Below are 26,287 nucleotides of genomic sequence, written 5' to 3'. Positions count from 1 at the left end.
TTTTTACCCCTAAATAGCTCATTTGAACTTTTTTTGGAAAATTAAGTTTAAATTCCAAATATATTTAGCCATAATTTATAAGCTTAATTTATGAAAGTCTTTCATTAAACCCTAAAAAGCTTACAGGTAAAGACTTTCACTCAAACAAACAGCACCAAAAATTAAATATAAACCTTCTTCCTTCTTCCTTCCTACTTCTTCCCTATAAAATAAAGCTACATATAATATTTATTCTAAAATCTAAAAAAAATGTCATTTGTTGGCCTACATATTCATAGCGACTATAGCCTATTAGACGGGGCATCCCAATTACCACAATTAATAGATAGGGCGGTAGAACTAGGAATGCCAGCTATTGCTCTGACAGACCACGGGGTTATGTATGGGGCGATTCAATTAATTAAACTCTGTAGAAATAAAGGAATTAAACCCATAATTGGGAATGAAATGTATGTGATAGATGGAGATATTAAAAAACAACAAAGAGGCAAAAAGTTTCACCAGGTCGTATTAGCAAAAAATACTCAAGGCTATAAAAATTTAGTCAAATTAACAACTCTTTCTCACCTGCATGGTTTTCAAGGAAAAGGTATATTTGCTCGACCTTGTATTAACAAAGAATTACTAGAAAAATATCACGAAGGCTTGATAGTAACTAGCGGATGTTTGGCAGGAGAAGTACCTCAAAATATTATGCAGGGAAAATTAGATGAAGCTAAGAAAGTAGCTAAGTGGTACAAAGATTTATTTGGAGAAGATTACTATTTAGAAATACAAGACCACGGTTTCCAAGAAGATAGAGTAGTAAATACTGGAATTGTCAAAATTGCCGACAAATTAAAGATAAAAATAGTAGCGACAAACGACTCTCATTTTATTTCCTGTAGAGATGTAGAAGCTCACGACGCTTTATTGTGTATTAACACTCAAAAATTAATAGCTGAAGAAAAAAGGATGCGGTATAGTGGCACCGAATATTTAAAGTCTGCTGAAGAGATGAAATTATTATTTCGAGACCATCTAGAAGATAAAGTTATAGAGGAGGCGATCGCTAATACATTAGAAGTAGCAAATAAAGTTAAAGCCTACGAAGGAATATTAGGAGAACCACGAATTCCTGACTATCCTATTCCACCAGAACATAATGCTGATACTTATCTAGAAGAACTTGCTTGGGATGGATTATTAAAACGGCTGAAACTAAAACAAAAAAATGAACTTCCTGTATCTTACAAAGAGAGAATGGAAACTGAATTGAAAGTTCTCCAGGAGAAAGGATTTTCTACATATTTTTTAGTAGTTTGGGATTACATTAAACACGCAAGAGATGCCAATATTCCTGTCGGACCTGGTAGGGGAAGTGCTGCTGGTTCATTAGTTGCTTATTCTCTGCGGATTACTAATATAGATCCGGTACATCATGGCTTATTATTTGAAAGATTTTTGAATCCCGAACGGAAATCAATGCCAGATATTGATACAGATTTTTGTATTGAAAACCGAGATGCAATGATTGATTATGTGACTGAACGGTATGGGGAAGAGAGAGTTGCTCAAATTATTACTTTTAACCGAATGACATCTAAGGCAGTATTAAAAGATGTGGGTCGGGTGTTAGGTGTTTCTTTTGGGGAAGCCAATAAAATGGCAAAATTAATTCCTGTTGCCAGGGGTAAACCAGCCAAGTTAAAGGTGATGATTTCTGATGAGACTCCTTCCCCTGAATTTAAAGAAGCTTTTGAGAATAAAGAAATACAAATAGAAGATAATGAAGGGGGAGAAGTTAGTACAATTTCTGTTTCTGTCCGGCAATGGATAGAGATGGCAATTAGAATTGAGGGAACTAATAAAACTTTTGGAGTACACGCGGCAGGGGTAGTAATTTCTAAGGAACGCCTAGATGAAATTGTGCCTTTACAAAGGAATAATGATGGAGCTGTGATTACTCAGTATCACATGGAAGATATAGAATCCCTTGGTTTGTTGAAAATGGATTTTTTGGGATTGAAAAATTTAACTATTATTCAGAATACTGCCGATTTGATTGAGCAAAATCATCATCTTCCTTTGGTTCCAGATGAGTTGCCAGCTAATGAAAGAAAGGCAATGGAAATTTTAGCAAGAGGCAATATCAAGAAAATGCCAGAGGATGTGAAAAAGACCTACGAACTGATAAAGTCTGGAGATTTGGAAGGAGTATTTCAATTGGAATCTTCTGGCATGGTAGATGTGGTGAAAAAATTGAAGCCTACTTCTATTGAAGATATTTCTTCTATCTTGGCTTTGTATCGTCCCGGACCTTTAGATGCTGGTTTAATTCCAAAGTTTATTGACCGGAAACATGGGCGGGAGAAAATTGAATATCAAGATCCAAAATTAGAACCAATTTTGCAAGAAACTTATGGAGTTTTATGTTTGCCAAAGGGAACTTTAATTGATAAACCAGATGGTTCGAGGCAGGCGATCGAAAATGTTAAGAGTGGGGAGGTAATTTTAACTTCGGATGGTAAGAAAGTTTGGCAGGCAAAAGTTGCTAGACAGTGGCGGAGTGGTGTTAAGGAAATATTGAAGATTACTTTGTCTAGTGGGACGGTAATTTATTCGGGAAAAAACCATCGCTTTTTAACTCCAGAAGGAGATAAGTTTGCCTGGGAGTTGAAATCTGAGGTGAGGGGAGTTAAGAACGGTCTTATGTATGGTTCTGCGGTTTATGAAAAATGGCAAGTTTCTAGTAATCAGAAACAACTTCGTAAAAATGAGGCTTATTTGTTGGGGTTATTAATCGGAAATGGTTCTTTGGTTTCTTCAATTCCCAATATTTCCTGTTCAACAGAAAAGGGTGCTGTTTGGCTGGCAAATTTGATTGATGAAACTTGGGGCGCGGAAGTTAAATATTATTTTGATACTCCTGGCTGGTATGTCTATTCAAAGTTCAATACTCAATCCAAAGCTACACCCCTAACCGAGTTTTTGGATGGTATTTATAGCGGTAGGAGTTGGCAGGTAAAATCTGTTGATAAGCATTTACCAGAAGATATTTTGGATTATTCGGAAAAAGACCGAATAGATTTGTTGCACGGTCTCTGGGATAGTGGTGGTTGTGATAGGGAAAAGTTGTTTTATTATCAGAGTTCTTCTGCTCGATTATTGTCACAAGTTGGCAAGCTTTTGGGAAGCTTAAAAATTGATTATTATCTGGCGGATAATTATGTTGGGGTTTCTGATAGGTCTCGGTTTATTTATCTATTGGGAAACTCCCAAATGCCAAAGGAAGAAAAAGAAGAGATTAATGAAAATTATCTACCTACTTCCTCTTTAGTTTTAGTAACTGGTTTAGAAGGTTCCATTTGTCATAGGGGTAGTTCGAGTCGGAAAAGTCTGGAGTCTTCCCGGCAAAAATCCACCTTATTTAAACAGACAAATTTATCAGATCAAACTAACCAGGAAAATTGGCAAAAAATTAGGGAAAGTTATCTACCTATTTTCCCTTCAAACTTGGCAACTAACTTAAAAGGTTTAATTCCCCAGACAAATAGTCCGAGTCGGAAAAATCTGGAGTCTTCCCGGCAAAAATCCACCTTATTTAAACAGGCGAATTTCTCAGATTTAATTCCCCAGACAAATAGTCCGAGTCTGGAAAGTCTGGAGTCTTCCCGGCAAAAATCCACCTTATTTAAACAGACAAATTTATCAGATCAAACTAACCAGGAAAATTGGCAAAAAATTAGGGAAAGTTATCTACCTATTTTCCCTTCAACTTTGGCAACTAACTTAAAAGGTTTAATTCCCCAGACGAATAGTCCGAGTCTGGAAAGTCTGGAGTCTTCCCGGCAAAAATCCACCTTATTTAAACAGACAAATTTATCAGATCAAACCAACCAGGAAAATGGGGAAGAGTCTGACCGGGAAATCTATGAAAAAACCGATCTGCAAGATGCCAGACTTGTTTATGTTGTCTCGGTAGAACAAGCAGGAGAAGCGGAATGTTTTGATTTAGAAATGGAAGACCAAAGCTCACCTTATTTTCTCGCTCAAGGGGTAGTTGTTCATAATTGTTACCAAGAACAAATTATGAAAATGGCTCAAGATTTGGCAGGATATTCTTTAGGAGAAGCAGATTTATTACGCCGTTGTTTGAGTGGTTCCACAAAAGTAATAGATGCAGCAACAGGCAACTTGGTTAGTCTGAAAGAAATAGCTGCTAAACCTGAGTATTGGTTGGGTCGAAAAGTTTTTTCTTTAGACACCAAAAGTCAAAAAATTTTGGAACAACCAATAACAGAAATTCATCCTAATGGTGTCCGAGATGTTTGGGAAATTACCACTCGTACAAATAGGAAAATTAGAGCTACAAACGACCACCTTTTTTATACAGTTTTAGGATGGAAACCATTAAAATATTTTTCAATAGGCGATCGCTTAGGTTTACCAAAAAAAATTCCGATTAATCATAGTAGTCAAATATCTGATGCTCAAATTAAACTTACTGCTTATTTAATAGGTGACGGACATCTAGAAGTTAGAAGTCAGAAGTCAGAAGTCAGAAGTTATTTCTGTAATAGTGATCCAGAATTAATTACTGATTTTAATCGCTGCGCAGAAGAATTATTTGGCTCTTCAGCACCTGTTGATAAACAACTACATCCAGGAAAAAAATCAGTTATTTATGTTCGTATAGGTTTTCTGTCAGCTTTTAATAATTGGGTAGATAATCATCTCAAACGTGCTAATTCACGGGATAAAGAAATTCCTAATTGGGTATTTTCTTTGTCTAAGAGTCAGTTACAAATTTTCTTAGGAATTTTATGGTCAACCGACGGTAGTTTTGACAAAAAAATTGGGCATACTGATTACAACTCTACCTCAGAAGTTTTAGTCATACAAATCCAACATTTACTTCTACGCTTAGGTATTGTTTCTCTGTTCAATATTAAGAAGATCAAATATCTAGGTGAGCCTTATTTTTCTTATCGGGTTCAAATTACAGGGCGTGAGGATATGCTCAAGTTTTGTGAATTAATACAGCCATATTTGAGTAGTTACAAAAAGCAGATTTGTCAAAGTTGTTATTTAGTTATCAAAGATAAGCAAAAGAATCAATCTAAACATTGTCTACCTCCAGAAATTATTACCCTAATTGCACAAGCTAAAAAAGCTAGTGGAATGACTTGGGCAGAAATAGATAAAGCTGTGGGTGTATGTCGTGGCACAATGTCGTCAGGTTTGAATTTTCAAAACACCCCAACTAGAAGTTTATCCCATCATAAAGTTAATAATTTTGCGACAGCTTTTGCAGATGAAGAATTAAAAGCAATAGCTAATTCTGAAGTGTTTTGGGATGAGATTACTTCTATAGAATATATTGGCAAAGAAGAAGTTTTTGATTTGACAATTCCCGAAACTCATAACTTCATTGCTAATGATTTTATAGTTCACAACTGCATGGGTAAAAAGAAGGTCTCGGAAATGGAAAAGCACCGAGAAATATTTATTGATGGTGCGACTCAAAGAGGTGTTAGTTCCGGGGTGGCACAAGATTTGTTTGAACAGATGATTAAGTTCGCTGAATATTGTTTTAACAAATCTCATTCGACTGCTTATGCTTATGTTGCTTATCAAACTGCCTATTTAAAAGCTAATTATCCAGTCGAATATATGGCAGCTCTAATTACTGCTAATAGTGGCGACCAAGATAAAGTACAAAAATATATTGCTAATTGTCAAAAATTTAATATTGAAGTCGAACCACCAAATATTAATCGCTCAGAAGTAGATTTTACTCCCCTGCCAAAAGAAATTACAGGAGAAGTAAAAAATAAAATTTTATTTGGATTATCCGCAGTAAAAAATGTGGGCGAAGGAGCAATAAAAGCAATTTTAAAAGCAAGAAAAGAAGGAGGAGAATTTAAATCTTTAGCCGATCTATGCGACCGTGTTAATCTTAATGCTCTTAATAGTCGTACTTTAGAATCTTTAATTAAATGTGGAGCTTTCGATAAAATTGAATCAAACCGTCACCAATTAATTAAAAATTTAGATGGTGTAATGAAGTGGGCACAAGACCGAAATAAAGACCGAGACCTGGGGCAATTAAGTTTATTTGATGTAGCAGAAACAACAATGCCAGCTTTTGATTCTGCCCCTAAACATCCTCATGTTGATGATTTTCCTGCGAAAGAAAAATTGCAGTATGAAAAAGAAATTCTCGGATTTTATGTATCAGACAATCCTCTTAAATATGCACATGAACAAAATAAAATTCAGGATGTTATTACTATCGACAAAATGTCGGAAAAAAAATCTAAGTCAGCTATAAAATTAGTAGTAATGTTAACTGGAATTAAACATCATATTACTAAAAAAGGCGACCCTATGGCATTTCTGCAAATAGAAGATATGACCGGGCAAGTTGATGCGGTAGTTTTCCCCAAAATATATGAAGAAATTAAATATTTACTGATAGAAAATGCTTTGTTGGTTTTGAGTGGAAAAGTTGATCATAAGGATGATGAAAGTCAGTTATTAGTAGATAGTGCTGAAGCATTAGAAAAGGTAATGGCAGATGCAGTGGAACAACAGGAAAAACCAGTGACAGAATTAGATAATTATCAAAATGAATCGAGAAATGAAGAGATAAAAATTAATCACATAGTTGAAGAAGTAGAAAAACCAGTAGAGCAATTAGAGAGTCAAAAAAATCCTCCGAAAAAAGATGCTGAATTATTAATAACTGAAAATAATTATGCTAAACAAAGACAAATAATTATCTTGCAAATACCAGTAAATATTATTCGTGAAAATGATTCTTTATTTAAACAAATTCAAGCTATTCTTGAAGAACAATCTTCTGGCGATCGGGAAAAAGCAAAAGTGGCAATAGGGGCATTAATATTTGATCATAAAGAACAAAAGTCTGTAGAATTCGGTCGGCAATTTTGGGTAGAAGATGGGGAGAAAACTATTAATAGTTTTAAGGCTATAGGACTTGAGGCAGAGATTATTAGTTACTAAGATCGTATCTTGATTGAATATCTATAAATAAGGTAATAGCGAATAGGGGTAATTTTGGAATATTCTATCTTGAGAGAGAAAAAAAATTATGGAAAAGTTTGCAGATATTCAAAGCTTGCTAAAAGGTTATTATAATATAGATTTTCCAACTTCAATCTTTCAATTAGCTGATTTTTTACAAAACTATCCAGAAGAAGAATTGGAGATTGATTTAGGTACAGTTCATGTATCTCCTTCTGGACTATTGAGCTTGATATTAAACCCAAAATTACTAACTGAAAATTTTAAGAAATTAGCACTTCTTCATTTTCGCTACTATCGAGATTTACCAGAATTTTTTACATACTTACATGGAGATTGTGATGGCTTGCACTGGGGACTTCTACTTGATGACCCTTCTGTTGGTTTTCGAGGTGCTGCGTCATACTATAACAATGATGGTGATCAAATAACGGTCTACAGCAGCATTTTCTCAGCACTTATTGATCGGTGCGAAGAAGAACTTGAATATTGTGATGAATGTCTTGCAGATTTTCCAGAGGATGAGGATGAAGATTATCTAGAGACTAAAAGTAGAATTAATAGATTTTTAGAACGCATTCAAGATTATATAGGCAAGCATTCAATAGAGATTGTCGAAAATCGAGTAGAGAGCGTTTCATCAGATAGTGGTTTGGGACTTTGTGTACCTGAAAAGTTCCGCAGAAATGAATCATCAAAGGTTTATAGTCAGGACTTACGCAAAGACACTATATATAGCGTATGCTCAATAGAGCGATTGCTGACGCAAAGCTCCGCTAACGCTAGTTAAATTTTAATGCGATCCCCCTAAATTTTCTCACCAAAACTCAACTTTTAACAAGTTAAATAAGTGTGATTTTGATTGAAGGATATTTCAGTTCAGAGAATAGATACTTAGACAATAATTGATGCTTAAGCTTATAAATAGTTCGACCAATAATAGTTGCCAATTTCTTCAAATAATTCCCAGCTAACATAGCACAAGCAATATGATTTCTTTGGATTTGATTCAAACGACATTGACAACGCTCCAGTCCTGTTAATTGTTTAATTTCTCTGTGAAATTCTTCTATTTTCCATCGAGTTGGGATTTCCAACTCTACGTCATCATTACAGGATTGATTCAGGTCGTTAGTAGCAATATATTCTGTTCTGTTTGTGGAAACAGTAACCCAGAATAATTTGACTTTTTTATCTCTAGGAAAACCTTTAACTTTAAGAATTTTTCCTGATACTAATTCCCACTCATTCCATGTTAATTCTTCCAGGTTTTGATATTTTTTTATACCTCCGGTATCGTCTACTAAACGATTCCTTTTTAACGGACAATAGTAAATTTTACCTAAATTATCCACTAAGGCCATAAGTCTTTGGGTTGCATACCAGCTATCCATTAATACTGTTTTTACTCGTATTTTCTTCTTTTTTACTACATCAACCATCATTTCTTCTACATGATCTATTTTACTCTTTTCATCACTCTCTGGATCATATATACGATAATCGCGAAATCCAGAATTGAACTAGAATGAGGATTAAAATATAGGCAGTTAACTATTCCTATTCCACGAACTACCCTATGTTCGTTACCGCTATACTGACGTCGAACAAGTTCTATTTCTTGGGAATATTTTTTATTGATAACTGTATCATCAAAAATTAAATAACCATCTTCAGTAGTTATAATTTCCTCCTGCACATTTTGCCACAAAATTTATGCTCCTAAATCAAGATTTTTGTATGGGACGGTTAATTTGATTGCTGACGCAAAGCTACGCTATCATGGCTAACTTCTTCCAGATGATCAGCAAGATTTGTCAGAGTATAATTTTTCTGGCTACTTATTAAATACTGACAATATTTTAAATAATTAAAATTCATCTTAAATATATTGATCAATAATTATTGGGTATACTAAATTACTATACCCAATAATATCAAGTAACTTGAGTTAAGCTTTTAAAATTTTTAGATTTTTTTCAAGCGATCGCTAAATAGATCAACCTTGAGAGGTAATACTATATATAGTGTGTTTGTGTAATTTATGAATATATATAGTGTGTTTGTGTAAGTCCTGATTATGATACTTGTTTTGAGGCGATCGCTATAATCGGTTAAGCGATCGCTCTATTGAGCATACGCTATATATAGTGTCTTGGCGTAAGTCCTGATAGTAAACGTAGCAATGAAGGATACAAAGCACTTCTTGATGAATGTACAGATGATAACGTAGTACCTGCCTTAAAGGCAGGTCGATCTTTATGGTACTGGGGTGGTGAAAAATATTCTGAGAGAGCCTACAATTTACTTAAAAAAGCTTACACTGTACTCCAGCGTAAAAAATTGTTACACATTCTTGAGATTCACTACAATAACAGGGAAATTGAATGGGTGGACATGACTGACTCACAAGAAGTCTAAACTGGAATCTATCTTATTCTTTATTTCCTCCTGACTCCTGACTTCTAAGAAATACCCTAGCTATTGGTAGCAAAAATTTATCAATTTGGTATTATACCATTGTGAAAAAAGAATGTTATAAATATAAGGGCAATCAAAAGACTTTACAGGAGATGTCCCTTTGACTAAAAAGATAACTTACGACCTAATAAATGGTATTAAAGCTATTCATTCTGACTCCTGACTCCTGTACGTCGCCAATCCGACGGCTCCCCTACCTGACTCCTAAGAAATACCCTAGCTATTGGTAGCAAAAATTTATCAATTTGGTATTACTTATTTGAATACAGACTAATCTAAACCTCTGTTTCCTAAAAGATAATCTTTTGTGCAATAAGATGAAGTTCAGAATGTAGAACTTAAAAGTGAAAAGCACTATCACATAAAGTCAGAATAATTAGTTATAAAAAACTTTCTCCGTGAGAACTTTTCTTCTCCCTCTTGCCATTCTTTAACCAAAGTTAAAACTTTTAACCAAACATAATACAATCTATCAGTAACCAACCACCTTAATAATCCTCTCCTTTGCCCCCAATTTCACCAACCTACTCCCCCTATCATCCTGCCCATAAACTTTAACCGAATCCACCATCATTCCACATACCTTACCATCAGTTGTTAACATCTGAACTACTACATCCGACCCACCAACAACTATTCCCGCCAAAACATCAGTTTGTCTAGTAAACTGAAAAGCATTCTGACCAATACCACCACGGTTAGCAACTCGCAACGAAGCAATAGCAATACGCTTTCCATAACCCTGTTCAGAAACTAAAAATAAATTGCTTTCTCCATCCAAAGTCACACAACCGACTAACTCCTCTTGTTTTCTTAATCTTGTTGCTTGAGACCCCTGTGCAGTACGTCCCATTAAAGGTAACTGTTCCTCATCTATTTCTAATCTTAATAATCTCCCCCCAGAAGTTGCCAAAACTACTTGTTCCCCTACCTGAGCCAAATTAGCATAACGTAATTCATCATCTTCCTTTAGTTTAATTACTGTTATACCGCGATTTGTAATATCACTTAAATCAGACAAAGATAAACGCTTAATTTTACCATTTTGAGTCAACATGATTAAATCCTTATTTTCTTCAGCCTCCTGTAAAACAAATTGAGCAATAATAAACTCCTGACGAGCATCTGTCATTTCTTTAGTTGCTGACGGTGATAATAATGTTACTAAAGGTACACCCTTATATTCATGTCGTGTTGTCGAACGATTAGAACCAGAAGGAATATCATTTACCTTCAGAGGATAAGCTTTACCAGTACGAGTCAATACCACTAAAGTTTGGTCTGTAGTTGCCTCAATAATATTAATAGTAAAATCATCATTATTTTCAACAGTAATATTAGATTTTTTATCAATTTGATGCTTCTCAAATTCTTTAGCAAGTAATCGTCTTACATATCCTCGGTGAGTAAATTCTATAACAACCTCTTCAGTCGGTGGTGGAGCAGCTTCCAAAGTCAAAAATTGTGATTCAACAGCTGTACCTTTTGATTTTCTACCTCTACCTTTAGCTTCCTTATTTATTTCTTGACTACCAATTTCTACATTGCTTTTCTGTTGAGAAACAGAAACATTTGATTCCCCTTGAACAATAATTCTAGTACGTCTAGGATCGCCATACTTGCGTTTTAGAGTCCGTAATTCTTTTTTCAGCGATCTTAGAAGTAAACGGCGATCGCTCAATAAACCCTGTAACTCTTGTATTTTCCCTCTCAGTTGCTCATATTCCTCCTCCAATTTTTGTCTTTCCAAACCAGTCAGTCTACGCATTGGCATTGCCAGAATAGCATCAGCTTGATTTTCACTCAAACCCAAACTTTCTTGGAAACTCACCTTAGCACTACTACCATCAGGAGCATTTCTGAGAATATCAATCGTAGCATCCAAATCTTTTAAAGCTTTCAGCAAACCCTCAACTATATGACACCTACCTTGAGCTATTTCCAAATCATTGCTGTAGCGACGAGTTAAAGTTTGTTCCCTAAAACTAATAAACTCCTGTAACAACTCTCGTAGAGATAACTGTCGTGGTTGTGCATCAACCAAAGCCAACATAATAGCACCAAACTTTGAAAGTAAATCAGTGTGCTGATAAAGATGGTGAAGTACAACACTAGGGTCAGCTTCACGTTTAAGCTCAATTACAACCCTAATACCAGAGCGATCGCTCTCATCTCGCAAATCAGAAATACCCTCTATTTTACCCGCATTAACCAAATCTGCAGTTTTTTCAATCCAACCCGCTTTATTAACCTGATAAGGCAACTCTGTCACCACAATAGCCCTTTTTGTGCGACGCCCACGAGCTGTAGGAACTTCCTCAATAGTAGCCACTCCCCTGATAGGAATACTACCTCTACCTTTGGTATAAGCATCAATAATTCCGTCAGTACTAACAATTTCCCCACCAGTAGGAAAATCAGGCCCAGGAATCAATCTAAATAACCTTTCATCAGAAAGATTAGGATTATCAATTAAAGCAATAAGGCCATCCACTACTTCTCCCAGATTATGTGGCGGAACATTAGTCGCCATTCCCACTGCAATACCAGAAGAGCCATTAAGTAATAAAAAAGGTAGTTGTGCCGGCAATACTGTAGGTTCTTGCTGAGAACCATCAAAGTTGTTGGTATAATCAACTGTAGCCTCACTAATTTGGGTAAGTAAGCCTTCATTGCTAATAGATGCCAAACGACTTTCTGTATAGCGCATAGCAGCAGCAGGGTCATTATCTATTGAGCCAAAGTTACCATGTCCATCAATTAATGGATAACGACTGGAAAAGTCTTGAATCATCCGTACCATGGCATCATAAACAGCTTGGTCGCCGTGAGGATGATATTTTCCCAAAACATCCCCAACCACCCTGGCGCATTTACGAAATGGTCTGTCTGGGGTGAGACCAAGTTCATGCATGGCGTATAGAATTCGACGATGCACTGGCTTTTGTCCATCTCGGACATCTGGCAAAGCTCTACCGACAATCACACTCATGGCGTATTCAAGATATGATTGCTGCATTTCAATATGCAGCGCTGCAGTAATGACTTGTCCGGAAAGTAGATTTAATTGTTTGGCCATGAGTTGCTATTTAGATTACGATTTATCAAAAATGACGGGCGTTGCTGATTTTGGGTATGATTTGATACTTTTGGATTTTGTATTTTGGATGGTTTGAACTACTTGTTAATATTAACTGTTCCCAGTTAAGTGTTCCCTATTCCCTATAAACCTACTTTCATACCTTAATTCAGCAATGTCAAATCACAAAGCACAATTGAGAGACTAAGTCCAAATGTTATGACAATTTAAGATTTTCAGCATGGAATACCTAAATTTTCTCAAAGGTAACAAGGAGTACCCAACTTAATATGCACATCAGTTTATTAATTGGAGTGTTATTGAAGGATGTTTTTTTCTAATTCAGGCAAAGTAAATTTAATATTTTCACCGAGTAATTAAGGTGAAAATCCTCTCCTTTAAAGGATAAAAAAGAAAAAAAAATCACGCTCTGCGTCAATCCTATCCTTTAAAAGAAGAGGTAATTGTTAATTATTAATTATTCATTATTAATTGTTGAATTTTCCTCACATTCGTAGCTTTTTTTATCGATTTTTTTTAATGTACACAAGATTTTTTGAAGATAGTAACTAATACCAAGTGCGTTAACGAACTCAGAAGTCAGAAGTCAGAAGTCAGAAGTTATTTTTGTAACGGGAATTTGAGCGCCGCTCCAAAAAATTTTTCCCTTAAAAGGCGGGGTTTTAGACCCAATTATTTTGATAAATATTTGCTACAAATAACTAGGTTATTTCTTAGAAGTCAGTGGTAGTGGCTAACGGCAGTTTCCCCCTACAGGTAGGGAAGCTATGGAATTAGCAATGTACAGAATGAATAGCTTTGATACCATTTATTAAGTCATAATTTATCTTTTTGGTCTAAAGGATATCTCCTACAGGTGTCTTTGAACTGCCCTTATTATTGGTAACATTCTTTTTCCAAAAAATTGGAATAACACACCTCAAATCTTTTGATCGTAGTTGATTATAGGAATAATTATTTATATTTGATCGACGAGCACAAACTGGGATTAAAGCTTAAAATATTATCTACTTAGCCTACTAATACTTTGAAGGCTATGTAGAACTAAAATATTTGCTATACCACTTTAGATAGTTATACAAATATATTAAGGTAAAGTATGTTAACCTCAATTATGCTGAAGGAATTGAAATCTTATTTTGATAAAAATGTATGATTATTAATATTTTATATTCCCGCATTGGAGCTGATAAAAGTAGTATTTATAGATTACTTTTCCCATCATCATAGCAGGCAGAAGAAAATATCTTCTCAATCTTTATCCCAATAAGATTGGACTATTAAGCTTCTCTCTGGTGCCGCTACACAGAAGTTAAAAGTCATGCATTTACAAAGTCAATCATTTTTGATTTGTAATTGTTTTAGGATTTTTTAACTGGTCAGTTATTTCCGCCATCCTGGACTAGTGAGGTAAATGTCCAAAAACTTACAGATAACTATTAGACATCTCCACCACGCATAGGGAGTAGGGAGTAGGAGGAAAGAATTGATAATTTCTGTGGGATAATTGATATTATTTTTTACGACCGCCAGATGTATATTATAAAAATTTAAAACAATAGCTACTTATTCAGTTTAGTAAATCATTATGTAATTTTTAATTGATTAAACTGAAACTGGTTAAACTAAGTTGGCTTTCCCTATCTATAAGAAAATTTAGTCTAAACTTTATAATGGGGTTTTTAAACTTAACAGGTATTTAACGGGAGACTTATATGAAAACTGTTTTGATTGTAGAAGACGATCAAGTTAATGCTAGAGTTTTTTCCAAGATTTTGACCAAAAGAGGTGGTTTAGCTGTGAAGCACACAGAAGATGTGGAAGAAGTAGTAAAAATGGCTAACTCAGGAGAAGCAGACTTGATTTTGATGGACGTTTCTCTAGCTCGTAGTGTTTACCAGGGTAAATCTGTTGATGGGATTAAAATTACTCAAATTCTTAAAGCTGACCCTAAAACGGATAAAATACCAATCATATTAGTGACAGCTCATGCTATGGCAGGTGATCGAGAATCTTTTTTGAAGCAAAGTGGTGCGGATAGTTATATTTCTAAACCAGTAGTGGATCATCAAGAATTTGTCAGTCAGATTAAGGCATTGTTACCTCCTGATTAACTATTGTCTAAAAAATGACCACAAACTTTACCGAAAAGGGATGTTGAAAGTCCCCATGTTTTAACCGGGTAATGAAGACAAGGGAGTCGTTTAGACTAGACAACTTTAGTTATCCTGTGTTATTTTCACATGAGAATCCTGCTCCAATTTTTACATTTTTGGAGCGGGATATATATTATTTATGAAAGTATGAAATCAACAATTTTATCTCCCTACTCCCTATTCCCTGATATCATGTCCGGCAGCATCGGAGCGTGTATAAAATTAAGTTGACAATAGAAGAAAACCTTCTGCTTCCTGCCTCAAGCATAGCTAGCTTCTGTACACCAAAGTCTAATTATTCAACCGGACATGATATGACTTCTGTGAAAATTAGCGATCGCTGAGAACTTCACCATAAGAAAAACCTGGTGCTGCTAAAACAAATACTGTACTGGGAAGATTAGCCGTTTTGGACTGTAAATCCTCATAATATTGAGTAAAATTCTCCCCAGGAGTCCGAATTCCCAGAAAAATCAAGTCAGCATTTTGAGAAGACTCATGCAAGATGTCATAGAAAGAACGACCATTAGAAACCAAAATTTGAGATACAGCACTAATTCGTAAACCTCGAATCACACTATCAACATTTGCCTGAGTTGGTTGAATAGCAGCTTGTTCGGGTACTACAAGTTTCAAATAAATTTCCGCATTCCGCCAATCAATATCTGTACGCAGCAAATATGCAAGAAGTAACATTAAGCCACCATTATTTTGTAAACCACCCCACCAGACATCAATTTGACGATGTTGACCAAAACCACGATCACTGTCTTCTCGAAAAATCACTACATTTTTCTTAGCCTTATGAATATGACCAATCAACTGACAGTAGCGATGACGCCTAGAAGGTTCCTGACTATCTCCAAGTACAACAGTATTTGGCGTTAGTGGCCCAATGCCATAAGTTTCCACCAAGAGTTTAGCACCATCAAAAAAGTCTGTAGCAGTAACTACTCGCACCAGAGCTTGTACTCCTCGCTTGTCCAAATACTCACGAATCGTATCTTGCATATCACTTTGCTGAGACACATCACGAGACGCACTAGGTAGAACACTACAAATAGTAATCATGCCTCGGTTATGAGTCAGGTCATCTGCAAACTGAATCAATAGCCAGCGTTTTTTCGCTATCCCAGACAAAACTAAAATATGTGGCCGCCAATTTTTAGTATCTTCCTCACCTAATTGAAGAATTCCTTCCCGCACCAATGCCATCCATATTCCACGTCTAGCATCCCCCCAAGTTGTCTCTAACTCCCGTCGCTGTAGCCAGATAAATATTGCTAGCACTATCAAAGCAGCAATAACTGTAGCCACAGCATTAATCAAAAACATCACTGCCAGACAACCAAGCGCTCCCAACATTGATAATGACCAATGGACTTGAAATGTAGGACGAAAAGAGGGGCTTTGTAAAAAGCCTTCTATACCCGCTGAAACATTTAAAACCATATAAGTTGTCAAAAAGAACATTGTCAGCACTGGGGCAATAATATTTAGGTCACCAATACAAACCGTGGCAGTAGCTACACCTAAAGTTACCGCTGTACCAATCCTCGGTTCATCATTTGGCCCATTGCCATTACCTAGAAAAGACAACCAACTAGGTAAAACTCCATCTCTTGCTAAAGCTTGTAAAACCCTTGGCGCTCCCAGAATACTACCGATCGCGCTCGAAAGAGTAGCCCCCCAAACTCCCAACAAAATTGCTGGTCCCCAAAAAGCCATTTCTTTCATCACCAGAGGTTGTTCAATTAAAGTAGTAGCATCCGCCCGCATAGCCAGGATAATTGGTAGTACCATATAGACTAAATACCCTGTACCAACAGCTGCCAAAGTACCTACAGGAATTGAACGGCTAGGTTCTCGCAAGTCTCCAGACATACTCACCCCTGCCATAATACCTGTTACGGCTGGAAAGAAGACCGCAAAAACTGTCCAAAATGGTTCTGATACTATCTCTGAAGCTCCCGATATTTCTATGTTTGTTGTTTCTAGGGGATGTCCGAATGCAAATGAAACTAGAGATAGAACTATTGCAGCCATAATAAAATACTGGGCCTTAATAGCAATTTCTGCCGAAGTTATGGCTAAGACTGCCACTGCTATAGTTGTAATCAGAGCTACATATAGTTGGTTAAGGCCACCAAAGGCATCTACTAAGCTTTCTGCAAAACCAATAGTATAAAGAGCTACTGATAGAGCTTGGGCAAAGTATAGTGGTATTCCTACTGCACCACCTGTTTCAATACCTAGAGACCGACTAATCATATAGTAGGCACCACCTCCTCTGACTATTCGATCTGTAGCGATCGCGCTGACTGACAAAGAAGTTAGAAAGGTAATTGCTGTGGACAAAGTGACGATAATCAAAGTCCCCAATAAACCAACATTACCTACTACCCACCCAAAGCGGAGGTACATAATTACACCCAAAATTGTCAAAATTGAGGGAGTATAAACACCACCAAATGTTCCTAAACCTGTTTCATTACTGTTGTCAGAAATAGTTTTTGGAATTGATTGTGTTTCTTCTGATGGTTTTTTAAATAGCTTCATACATACAAAATTTTGATATTTTAACTTCTATTTCAAGTTATCTATAACATTTAATTAAATATTTATCTTTGCTTTATGTCCTAGCTTTCAAGTTTTAGATTTTAGATAGTGTTTCAACTTAAAATATTGCATACCAATAAATAATAGGGTAAGCATTCAGCTATCAGCAGTCAGCTATCAGCAATTAGTAATGAATAATTATTTCTCAGGTTTTATCCTGGGACCCATGGCAGTAACTTTTTATTCTTTTTCAATTTCAAAGGTTGCTTTTACCTTCCTCAAAATTAATAGCTGATAGCTAATAGCTGACCGCTGAATGCTTACATAATAGGGATTTTTAAAGCCGATGTTATTTTTTCTTGATTAATTTAATTTCTAGAGTCAAAAAAACTCCCGACCATTAGCTTGTAAAGCAAAGATATTTTATACCAATTTTATAAATATTTGCTACAAATAGCTAAGTTATTTGTTAGGAGTCAGTAGTCATAATCAATAGCTTCAATACCATTTATTAGGTCGTAAGTGATATTTTTAGTCAAAGGAACATCTCCTGTAAAGTCTTTTAATTGCCCCTATTATTTGTAACATTCTTTTTTTTTAATGGTATTAGATATATAAGCCATAGTGCTTAGGAAATAGACTGATGATGAATTGAATAAAGTCCACTTTTTTTTCACTATTAGCTATTGCCCGCGATATTGCTGTGGGAAGTGTGGGAAGTGTGGGAGGTGTGGGAGGTGTGGGAAGTGTGAGGAATAACAATCTTGTCTACAGTTCTCAAAACACTTTTCTTCGGAAAAAGCCTCTCAAAGACGTACACATAACTTGTCTACTTTGTCAAGTTTTATATTAAATGATGTAGTTCAACAATTAATAAATAATTAATAATTAACAATTTCTTCTCCTTGAAAAGAAGAGGATTGAGTAAAAGGAAATTCAGTATTTAAAGCCTCTTACTCAGTAGGAGATACTGTTAACTGATAACTGATAACTGATAACTGAAAATGCCTACTTCCCGCTTATTAATATTGATTCTAGGTTTAAGCCTAATTTTATTTCTCATAATTTGGCTGATTGGTTCTTTATCATGGCTATATAGTCAAGTTTCATGGTCCGCTCCTCCACTTTTGGCCAACTTATTCTTACTATTATTAATTTTCCTCATTGGAATAGTCATTTTTGCTTTCATATATTATCTGAGACTATATACCATTCAAAAAAATCAACGGCGACGAGGTTCAAAAGTTAAAGTTAAGATTCCGGTTGTGAAATCTGAGGTAGCTTCTGAATCTCTCAAGGCTTTGAGACAACAGGCTATCTTGATTCAAGATGAGGTTGCTCGACAAGCGTTATTAGAGCGTTCACAAGAAATAGAAGCTAGTCTAGCACGAGGTGATATAAAAGTAGTTGTTTTTGGTACTGGTTCTGCTGGTAAGACTTCTGTGGTTAATGCACTAATGGGTCAGATGGTGGGTAGGGTAGAAGCACCTATGGGGTCAACTAAAGTAGGGGAGACCTATCATTTAAAAATGCCAGAATTGAAAAAAGAAATTTTGATTACTGATACTCCAGGAATTTTAGAAGCGGGAGTAGCAGGTACGGAAAGGGGTCAACTGGCAAGGGTTTTGGCGACAGAGGCTAATTTACTATTATTTGTGGTTGATAATGATTTACAGAAGTCCGAATATGCTGCTTTTAACGCTTTGGCGGACATTGGTAAGCGATCGCTTGTGGTCTTTAATAAAATAGACCTCTACACTGAAGAGGACCGAGAAGCAATTATTGTTAAGCTCAGGGAAAGGTTAGTAGGGTTTAGCAAAATGGATATTGTGGCGATCGCTGCTAGTCCTCATTCTGTGAAGCTTGAGACTGGAGAAATATATCAGCCAGAACCTGATATTATGGCTTTGATCGGACGTATGGCTGCTGTTTTGAGGTCTGAAGGAGAAGATTTGATTGCTGATAATATTTTGCTAAAATCTCAGCGTTTAGGGGAAGAGGCAAAATCCTTAATTGATGCTCAAAGACGACGAAAAGCAGAGAAGATTGTAGAAAGGTTTCAGTGGATAGGGGCAGGAGTTATTGCTGTTACACCTTTGCCTGTAGTAGATGTTTTGGCCACGGCAGCTGTTAATGCTCAAATGGTGATAGAAATTGGCAAAATTTATGGTTGTGAATTAAATCTTGAAAGAGGGCAAGAGTTAGCAATGTCTTTAGCTAAAACACTTGCTAGTTTAGGTATTGTTGAAGGGGCGATTAAATTAATTTCTACAGCTTTACAGTTAAGTATAGCAACTTTTTTAATTGGGAAGGCAATTCAAGGAGTAAGTGCAGCTTATTTAACAAGAATTGCTGGAAAGAGTTTTATTGAATATTTTAGTCATAATCAAGATTGGGGAGATGGTGGCATTACAGAAGTAGTACAAAAACAATTTCAATTAACAAAAAAAGATGAATTTGTTAAGTTATTTATTCAAGATGCGTTGGCTAAAGTTGTAGAGCCTTTGACTAATATTTATTCCCAGAATGAAGAAGTTGAAATGGAAAAAGAATACGATTTAGAAGAAGTTAAGTATCAACCTCAAACAATTAAAAATCAAGATAATACTGTTAATGATTGGTATACAGAAAGTAGAGCAAAAAGGGAAAATTGGTAATTTGAGAACGTAGAAAAATAGGGATTAGGAAGAAATAATTAATGTATTTATTACGATAATTAATTTTATTTTTTATTAATAGGAGATACAGCAGATTCCGCTTGAGTTACATAAACTCTATTTTTCCTTCTGACTTCTAACTTTTAACTTCCGTTGACTTCCGTACTTGAAAGTTGACTGACAGTTAGTTCAACTAGAGTTTGCTGAATAAAGTCTTTTTGCTCTTTGTCGGGAGTAGGGAGCAGTTAGGACATAGAATATTAGAATAAATGGGAATCACAGAGTCAGTAGCCAAAATAAAAATAATAGTCAGAGTGATTTTTAGGCTGCGTGCTTCGGTGAAAATACTCATTTTTCACCATAGCTTGCTGAAAATCTCATACTTTTTCCAGACATAATTTGCCTCAAACCAATATCAGTCAATGCTTTTATATTTATTCAGCAAGCCTCAATTAAATTCTTACTTTTGACTTTTGATTTTTGAATTTTGACTTCCGTGAAAAGGTTGACTTTTGACTCCTGACTTCTAACTTAGAAAACCGAGCTTCCAATGAAACTCGGTTCTGAGCTAATATTTGATTGGACTTGATCGCGCTTCAACTATAAATCTAATAACCTTTTTCCATGAATAACCGCAGCAACAATTACTATATTACCTTTAACTTGATAAAGGACTCGATAACTGTAAGCATAATCTTGTCGGTAACTTTCATCCCCAAACTCTTTGACTACTTCTCCTTGTAAAGGATTATGAATCAAATTTTTGGTGACATTAATTATCCTATGGACTACTGCTGCAGTATAAGAAACAGAGTCACGTGCTATGTAGGAAGCAATCGCGTCCACATCATCTATAGCTTTAGAAGACCAAACTACTTTATAACCCATTTACTCAAAAGCCCTTCAGCTTCTTCTTGTGTAATTTTTCTTTCTTTATCAGCTACTTCTAAACCATGAAGAACCTTTTCAATTACATATAAATGATATTGAACATCTTCAAGGGAGCAATTATCTGGCAATTTACTTAATAGAGATTCTACTTTTTTCTTAGCGGTATTCATAAAGTTCATATTATTAAGTCACTGTTCCTAGCTGTACATGAGCCATTGGACAGCGACATCTAGTAATTTGCGTTTTCGCACTTTCCAAGCATAAAAAAGCGAAAAACACATCCCCTCTTAGAGGAACCTTTAAGATATTAATCATTTTTATCTTTAACTTTATTATGTTGAAACCTTTTGGTCTCATATAGTTCCTTTAAATTTAGATGCTTTCATGTTCTAGCGCCTTTCGCAAACAAAAAAAATATGTCAGATTATCGCCGACCTTGGCTCTAGATATAAGGGAAATAATATACCTATCAATAATATAACAATCTGATTTAACTTTTGAAAGAGAATACTATCATTTTGAACTATCAGCTACCAGCGTAATTACTTATAGCTAATAACTTATTGGTCAATCATCTATATTTATGTATATTTATGATCCCTGCAAAGTATAACTTGGTCTAGACTTGTTAGTCGTCCTCAAAGAAAAGTTTTACTTTCTATAGATAGACGATTAAATTCAATTTGGCATAGTTTAATGGTGAAAATTGGAATTAGCGATTATTAATTTATGGCCATTCAGTTGTTATTAAATTCAAAACTTTTAAATACTATCAAGAGCTTATCAAATAACAAGTCAAATAAATAAACCCGCTCTCAATTTATCAGAAAGCGGATGCAAATACTCGTGTTAGAATTAGTTGAAGTATATTTTTGATTTTTAATTACTTCCTGTTAAAGTCTAGAAATTTTCATAGTTAGCGATCGCCTTACTCATCTTCTCAATTACCTCTGGCACAGGTATAGAACCTAATTCCCCAGCAGCACGAGTCCGAATACTCAGACTATTTGACTCAACTTCCTTAGCTCCAACTACAGCCATTACAGGAATTTTTGCCTTTTCAGCATTTCTAATCAACTTACCCAAACGTTCATTACTAATATCCACCTCAGCACGAATACCTACTTGATGCATCTGAGCAGCAACCTCTTGAGCAAAAGGCAAAAATTCAGAATTAACTGGCAAAAGTCTAGTTTGGGTAGGAGCTAACCACAAAGGAAAATCTCCTGCATATTCCTCAATCAAAATCCCAATCAACCTTTCCAAGGAACCAAAAGGTGCGCGATGAATCATCACTGGGCGTTTTCTCGTCCCATCTTCTGCCACATATTCTAAATCGAATCGTTCGGGCAAATTATAGTCTACCTGCACAGTACCCAACTGCCATTCTCGCTCCAAAGCATCCTGGAAAATAAAATCTAATTTTGGGCCATAAAATGCAGCTTCACCAATACCCTCAAAATGATCCATACCCATTTTTTCCACAGCTCCACGGATTGCACCTTCAGCTTTTTCCCAAGCCTCATCAGAACCAATGTACTTATCTGAGTCAGGGTCACGGAAACTTAATCTAGCCTTAAAATTATTTAGTTGTAGATTTTTAAACACAAATAGAGTTAAGTCTACCACACTAAGAAACTCGGCTTCAAGTTGTTCGGGTGTCACAAACAAATGAGAATCATCTTGAGTGAAACCTCGGACTCGGGTTAAACCACCTAATTCCCCAGACTTTTCATGGCGGTAAACAGTGCCAAACTCGGCAAGTCGTATTGGTAACTCCCGATAAGAACGTAAGTCCTGTTTATAAATTTGGATATGGAATGGACAGTTCATTGGTTTTAAAACAAAACCCTGTTCCTGAGCTTCTGATTCCTCATCCTCAGCCATCATCGGGAACATATCCTCTTTATACTTTTGCCAATGTCCGGAAGTTTTGAATAAATCGACTCTGGCAATATGGGGAGTATCTACAGGTAAATAACCCCGTTTCTGTTGTTCTTGTTGGAGAAAGTCTTTCAATGAATTCTTTAACATTGTACCTTTGGGAGTCCACAGAGGTAATCCCGGTCCAACAAGGTCGGAAAACATAAATAGTCCTAATTCTTTACCTAGTTTACGATGGTTTCTTTTGAGAGCTTCTTCCTTTCGTCTTTTATCTTCTGCCAGTTGTCCTGGAGTTTCCCAAGCAGTTCCATAGATACGTTGTAATTGGGCTTTAGTTTCATCTCCGCGCCAGTAAGCTCCGGCGATACTTTCTAAGTCGATGGCTTTAGGATTAAGTTGTTTTGTAGTTTCTATATGAGGGCCAGCACATAAATCCCACCATTCTTCACCAAGATGATAAATGGTAATAGGGTCTTCTAAGTCTTCGAGGATTTCTAATTTATATGGTTCTTTTATTTGTTCAATTCGACGTTTGGCTTCTTCGCGACTGACTTCTTCTCTAATTACTGGTAAGTCACGTTTAATTATTTTCACCATCTCTTTTTTGATGGTTTTTAAGTCAGCTTCTGTGAATGGTTCGGGGGTATCAAAGTCGTAGTAAAAGCCATTTTCAATCCAGGGGCCAATTGTCACCTGTGCTTTAGGAAACAGCTTTTGTACTGCCATGGCCATGACATGGGATGTGGTATGGCGAATTTTTTTGAGGGTTTCTGACTCGCTGGTGCGAGGTAAATGGATTTTTTCTGGTTGTTCTGGGGAAGGATTAGATTCTGGCCTAGACATTGGCTGTTTATTCTTGGTTTTTTTTATATTTGCACAGGAACAGAGGAAAGCTCTATTCTATTTTAGTTAATCATCCATTTAGGGATTTTTGAGATTTCAACGCTACGCATATCAAACGTTATAGTTTTTGACTACTATATACCATTATATTAATAATATTATGGATAGTGTTTTGCTTGAATTCTATTTACAATAGACATCTCCAGAAAAGAGGAAGTAGGGAGTAGACTGAAAGAGTTAATTATTTTTGTGTGGTAGTTGATTTTATTTTTGATTATTGGAGATTTCTAATGAATCAGTTTCTTGTCTTGCTTTTTCTAACCAATTATCATATTTTTCTTGATTATTTTTTATCCACTCTTGGGCATGGCGGAGAATATCTTCTGGTTGGTCTTCTCCCTCTTTAATACGTAAACTTTCCTCACTCATATTGGCAACTGGAATTTGTACTAATTCAAACCACTTTCTAGCAATTGGGTTTGCTTCTAAGAATTTTTGATTAGCAACAATACCCTGTTGAGATATCTGAAAGCCAAAATTTTTTCCATATAGGGATGTATCTTTTTCAGTCAGATTTCCCATAGATTTTGGTAAAGAAGTAAAAGGAACTTCTAACCAAACTACATCTTCTCCTGGTTTTAAAACTGCAGATATCCAGTGAGGATTATAGGCATAATAAAGAATAGGTTCCCCTTTTTGATAACGAGTAACAGCATCTGCCAAAAGCACTGTATATTGGTCTCTATTATGATATACTGTATCTTCTAATTCATAAGCTTTAAGATGATGATCTATCGCTAATTCACAAGACCAAGCAGAATTGCAACCAACTAAGTTTGCTTTGCCATCTCCATCAGAATCAAAAAGTTTTGCTATTTCTGGATTTTTTAATTGTTCAATGTTAGTAATATTATATTTATCCACTGTTTTTTATCTATTTGATATCCTTGAATTCCATTGGGAGTTAAAATGCCCACTCCTTCTAATTTTTCTTCTCCACCAGCATTTTCAAAGAATTGTTTGTGCCCTGGTTGATAATAAACAACACTATAGTCTAGGTCTCCATTGGCAAGAGAAATATAAATTGCCGGATAATCAATTTCTTTTGGTTTTTCAACTTTATAGCCGAGTTTTTCTAAGCCTATATTCACTACTTCGGTTTGAAATGATTCTTCTGTCCAGGTACTATTGGCACTACGAATAGTAACTATTCCTGCAGGAGTTTTTTGACAGGAAGTGAAAACTATTCATAAGCTTGTTAAGATGCTTCCTAAGAAAATTTTTAAATATTTTTGTTTCATTTAAGTTTAATTGATTGAAATATATTTAATATCTGCTGGTTTATGACTTGATTGATCACAAAATCATAGCATTTTATGATTTTTAAAATCCATTGAATTCTTGAAAAAATAGCAACATTATTTATTCTTAATTAGGGCTTACTAATTAAATCTCAAAGCATCTATATATAAATAAATGCTTTAGCTTATTTTTGCTCTAATTGCAGTGCGCCTGTTTCAGTCTAAAACTCCCCAGAAAGTTAATATTTTAGGCAAGAGTTGGGCAGAGCAATCTTGGGACAATTCTTACTCTTACCTCCTCGCTAATTCCCATTTATCCTGTCTCCTGTTTCCTGTCTCTTACACCTACTCAAAGACTTTTTAAGCAAACCCTAATTAGTAGCTTTTCTCGCTGTTTCTAACCAACTATCATATTCTTGTTGATGATTTTTTACCCATTCTTGAGCATGACGCATAATATCTTCTAGTGTATCTTCACCCTCTTTGATGCGTAAACTTTCAGCATTCATATCTGCAATTGATATTTTGACTAATTCAAACCATCGTTTAGCAACTGGGTTTGATTCTAAGAATTTTTTATTAGCAACTATACGCTGTTGAAGTACGGGAAAGCCAAAATTTTTTCCATATAGGGATGTATCTTTTTCACTCATATTTTTCATAGATTCTGGAAAAGAGGTAAACGGAACTTCTAACCAAACTACATCTTTTCCTAGTTTTAAAACTGAAGATATCCAATGAGGATTATAAGCAAAATAAATAATAGGTTTTCCTTGTTGGTAGCGAGTAATAGCATCTGTAAGAAGAATTGTATATTCACCTAGATTATGTTCTACTGTATCTTGCAGTTCATAAACTTGAAGTTGATGGTTAATGATTAATTCACAAGACCAACCAGGATTACAACCAACTAAATTTGCTTTGCCATCTCCATCGGAGTCAAAAAGCTTGGCAATTTCTGAATCTTTTAATTTTTGAATGTTAGTAATTTTATATTTATCGGCAGTTTTTTTATCTATTTGATATCCTTGAATTCCATCAGGAGTTAAAATGCCGACTCCCTCTAATTTTTCTTCACCACCAGCATTTTCAAATAAATGATTACTTCCTGGTTGATAGTAAACAACACTATAGTCTAAATCTCCATTAGCAAGAGAAATATAAATAGCGGGGTATCCAATTTTTTTAGGTTTTTCGATTGTGTAGCCGAGTTTTTCTAGACCTATATTGACAATATTAGTCTGGAATGATTCTTCTATCCAGTTACTATGAGCACTACGAATAATGACTGTTTGGGAATTGGGGGTTTGTTGACAGGAAGTAAAAATTATTAATACACTTGAATACACTTGTGAAGATTATTCCTAAGATGATATTGAGAGA

The 26,287-nt window shown here is 35.4% G+C and carries 10 protein-coding genes and 2 pseudogenes; 4 read left to right on the top strand and 8 right to left on the bottom strand.

Annotation, left to right across the window (positions count from 1 at the left end):
* Positions 1-249 precede the first annotated feature (249 nt).
* Positions 250-7,011, top strand: a complete 6,762-nt coding sequence (dnaE, locus tag F6K18_RS36590; protein WP_353735060.1) for a DNA polymerase III subunit alpha — start codon at positions 250-252, stop codon at positions 7,009-7,011.
* Between the two features lie 88 nt (positions 7,012-7,099).
* Positions 7,100-7,822 (top strand): ADP-ribosylation family protein, encoded by a 723-nt coding sequence (locus F6K18_RS12795; protein ID WP_287521248.1) that lies wholly within the window; start codon positions 7,100-7,102, stop codon positions 7,820-7,822.
* Between the two features lie 52 nt (positions 7,823-7,874).
* On the opposite strand, the pseudogene F6K18_RS12790 reads toward F6K18_RS12795, so the two are convergent.
* Both F6K18_RS12790 and F6K18_RS12785 read right to left on the bottom strand, forming a co-directional pair.
* Positions 7,875-8,913: pseudogene (locus F6K18_RS12790) on the bottom strand (transposase).
* Between the two features lie 1,072 nt (positions 8,914-9,985).
* A complete protein-coding gene (locus tag F6K18_RS12785) occupies positions 9,986-12,592 on the bottom strand; it encodes a DNA topoisomerase (ATP-hydrolyzing) subunit A (RefSeq protein WP_287521247.1) in 2,607 nt (868 codons plus the stop codon).
* A gap of 1,736 nt (positions 12,593-14,328) precedes the next feature.
* Between F6K18_RS12785 and F6K18_RS12780 the strand changes: the two genes are divergently transcribed.
* Positions 14,329-14,727 carry a response regulator gene (locus F6K18_RS12780; protein WP_287273528.1) on the top strand — a complete coding sequence of 133 codons (399 nt, stop codon included), beginning with the start codon at positions 14,329-14,331 and terminating at the stop codon, positions 14,725-14,727.
* Between the two features lie 372 nt (positions 14,728-15,099).
* Here the strand turns inward: F6K18_RS12780 and F6K18_RS12775 are convergent, their stop codons facing one another.
* Positions 15,100-17,328, bottom strand: coding sequence for an amino acid permease (locus F6K18_RS12775; protein WP_287521245.1), 2,229 nt, complete (start codon positions 17,326-17,328; stop codon positions 15,100-15,102).
* A 1,004-nt stretch (positions 17,329-18,332) separates the two neighbouring features.
* Here F6K18_RS12775 and F6K18_RS12770 point away from each other — a divergent pair.
* Positions 18,333-19,985 carry a GTP-binding protein gene (locus F6K18_RS12770; protein ID WP_287521243.1) on the top strand — a complete coding sequence of 551 codons (1,653 nt, stop codon included), beginning with the start codon at positions 18,333-18,335 and terminating at the stop codon, positions 19,983-19,985.
* Positions 19,986-20,585: 600 nt separating this feature from the next.
* Here F6K18_RS12770 and F6K18_RS12765 read toward each other — a convergent pair.
* From F6K18_RS12765 to proX (F6K18_RS12745), 5 genes and pseudogenes are all read right to left on the bottom strand, one after another.
* Positions 20,586-20,873: a type II toxin-antitoxin system RelE/ParE family toxin gene (locus tag F6K18_RS12765; RefSeq protein WP_124145038.1), complete on the bottom strand. Its 288-nt coding sequence runs from the start codon at positions 20,871-20,873 to the stop codon at positions 20,586-20,588.
* Entirely contained in the window at positions 20,858-21,055 is a 198-nt protein-coding gene (locus tag F6K18_RS12760; protein ID WP_011611123.1) for a hypothetical protein, read from the bottom strand. Before F6K18_RS12760 ends, F6K18_RS12765 begins: the two co-directional genes overlap by 16 nt.
* Positions 21,056-21,776: 721 nt before the next feature.
* Positions 21,777-23,603, bottom strand: coding sequence for a threonine--tRNA ligase (gene thrS / locus F6K18_RS12755; protein WP_287521237.1), 1,827 nt, complete (start codon positions 23,601-23,603; stop codon positions 21,777-21,779).
* Positions 23,604-23,867: 264 nt separating this feature from the next.
* Positions 23,868-24,754 (bottom strand): annotated as a pseudogene (gene proX, locus F6K18_RS12750) (glycine betaine/L-proline ABC transporter substrate-binding protein ProX).
* A gap of 521 nt (positions 24,755-25,275) precedes the next feature.
* The gene (gene proX / locus F6K18_RS12745) at positions 25,276-26,253 is read right to left on the bottom strand and encodes a glycine betaine/L-proline ABC transporter substrate-binding protein ProX (protein WP_287521236.1); all 978 of its coding nucleotides are present in this window, start codon (positions 26,251-26,253) and stop codon (positions 25,276-25,278) included.
* Between the last annotated feature and the right edge of the window lie 34 nt (positions 26,254-26,287).

The organism is Okeania sp. SIO2C2, assembly GCF_010692625.1.
In the GTDB taxonomy this organism is placed as follows: Bacteria; Cyanobacteriota; Cyanobacteriia; order Cyanobacteriales; family Microcoleaceae; genus Okeania; species Okeania hirsuta.
Note: the sequence above shows the minus strand (reverse complement) of the source record. Positions and strands in the feature narration are given on the sequence as shown.

Bases quoted from the DNA above. Each gene is read 5' to 3' on its own strand.
- dnaE (WP_353735060.1), top strand. From the start codon at position 250: ATGTCATTTGTTGGCCTACATATTCATAGCGACTATAGCCTATTAGAC.
- F6K18_RS12780 (WP_287273528.1), top strand. From the start codon at position 14,329: ATGAAAACTGTTTTGATTGTAGAAGACGATCAAGTTAATGCTAGAGTT.
- F6K18_RS12795 (WP_287521248.1), top strand. From the start codon at position 7,100: ATGGAAAAGTTTGCAGATATTCAAAGCTTGCTAAAAGGTTATTATAAT.
- F6K18_RS12775 (WP_287521245.1), bottom strand. From the start codon at position 17,328: ATGAAGCTATTTAAAAAACCATCAGAAGAAACACAATCAATTCCAAAA.
- F6K18_RS12770 (WP_287521243.1), top strand. From the start codon at position 18,333: ATGCCTACTTCCCGCTTATTAATATTGATTCTAGGTTTAAGCCTAATT.
- thrS (WP_287521237.1), bottom strand. From the start codon at position 23,603: ATGTCTAGGCCAGAATCTAATCCTTCCCCAGAACAACCAGAAAAAATC.
- F6K18_RS12760 (WP_011611123.1), bottom strand. From the start codon at position 21,055: ATGAACTTTATGAATACCGCTAAGAAAAAAGTAGAATCTCTATTAAGT.
- F6K18_RS12785 (WP_287521247.1), bottom strand. From the start codon at position 12,592: ATGGCCAAACAATTAAATCTACTTTCCGGACAAGTCATTACTGCAGCG.
- F6K18_RS12765 (WP_124145038.1), bottom strand. From the start codon at position 20,873: ATGGGTTATAAAGTAGTTTGGTCTTCTAAAGCTATAGATGATGTGGAC.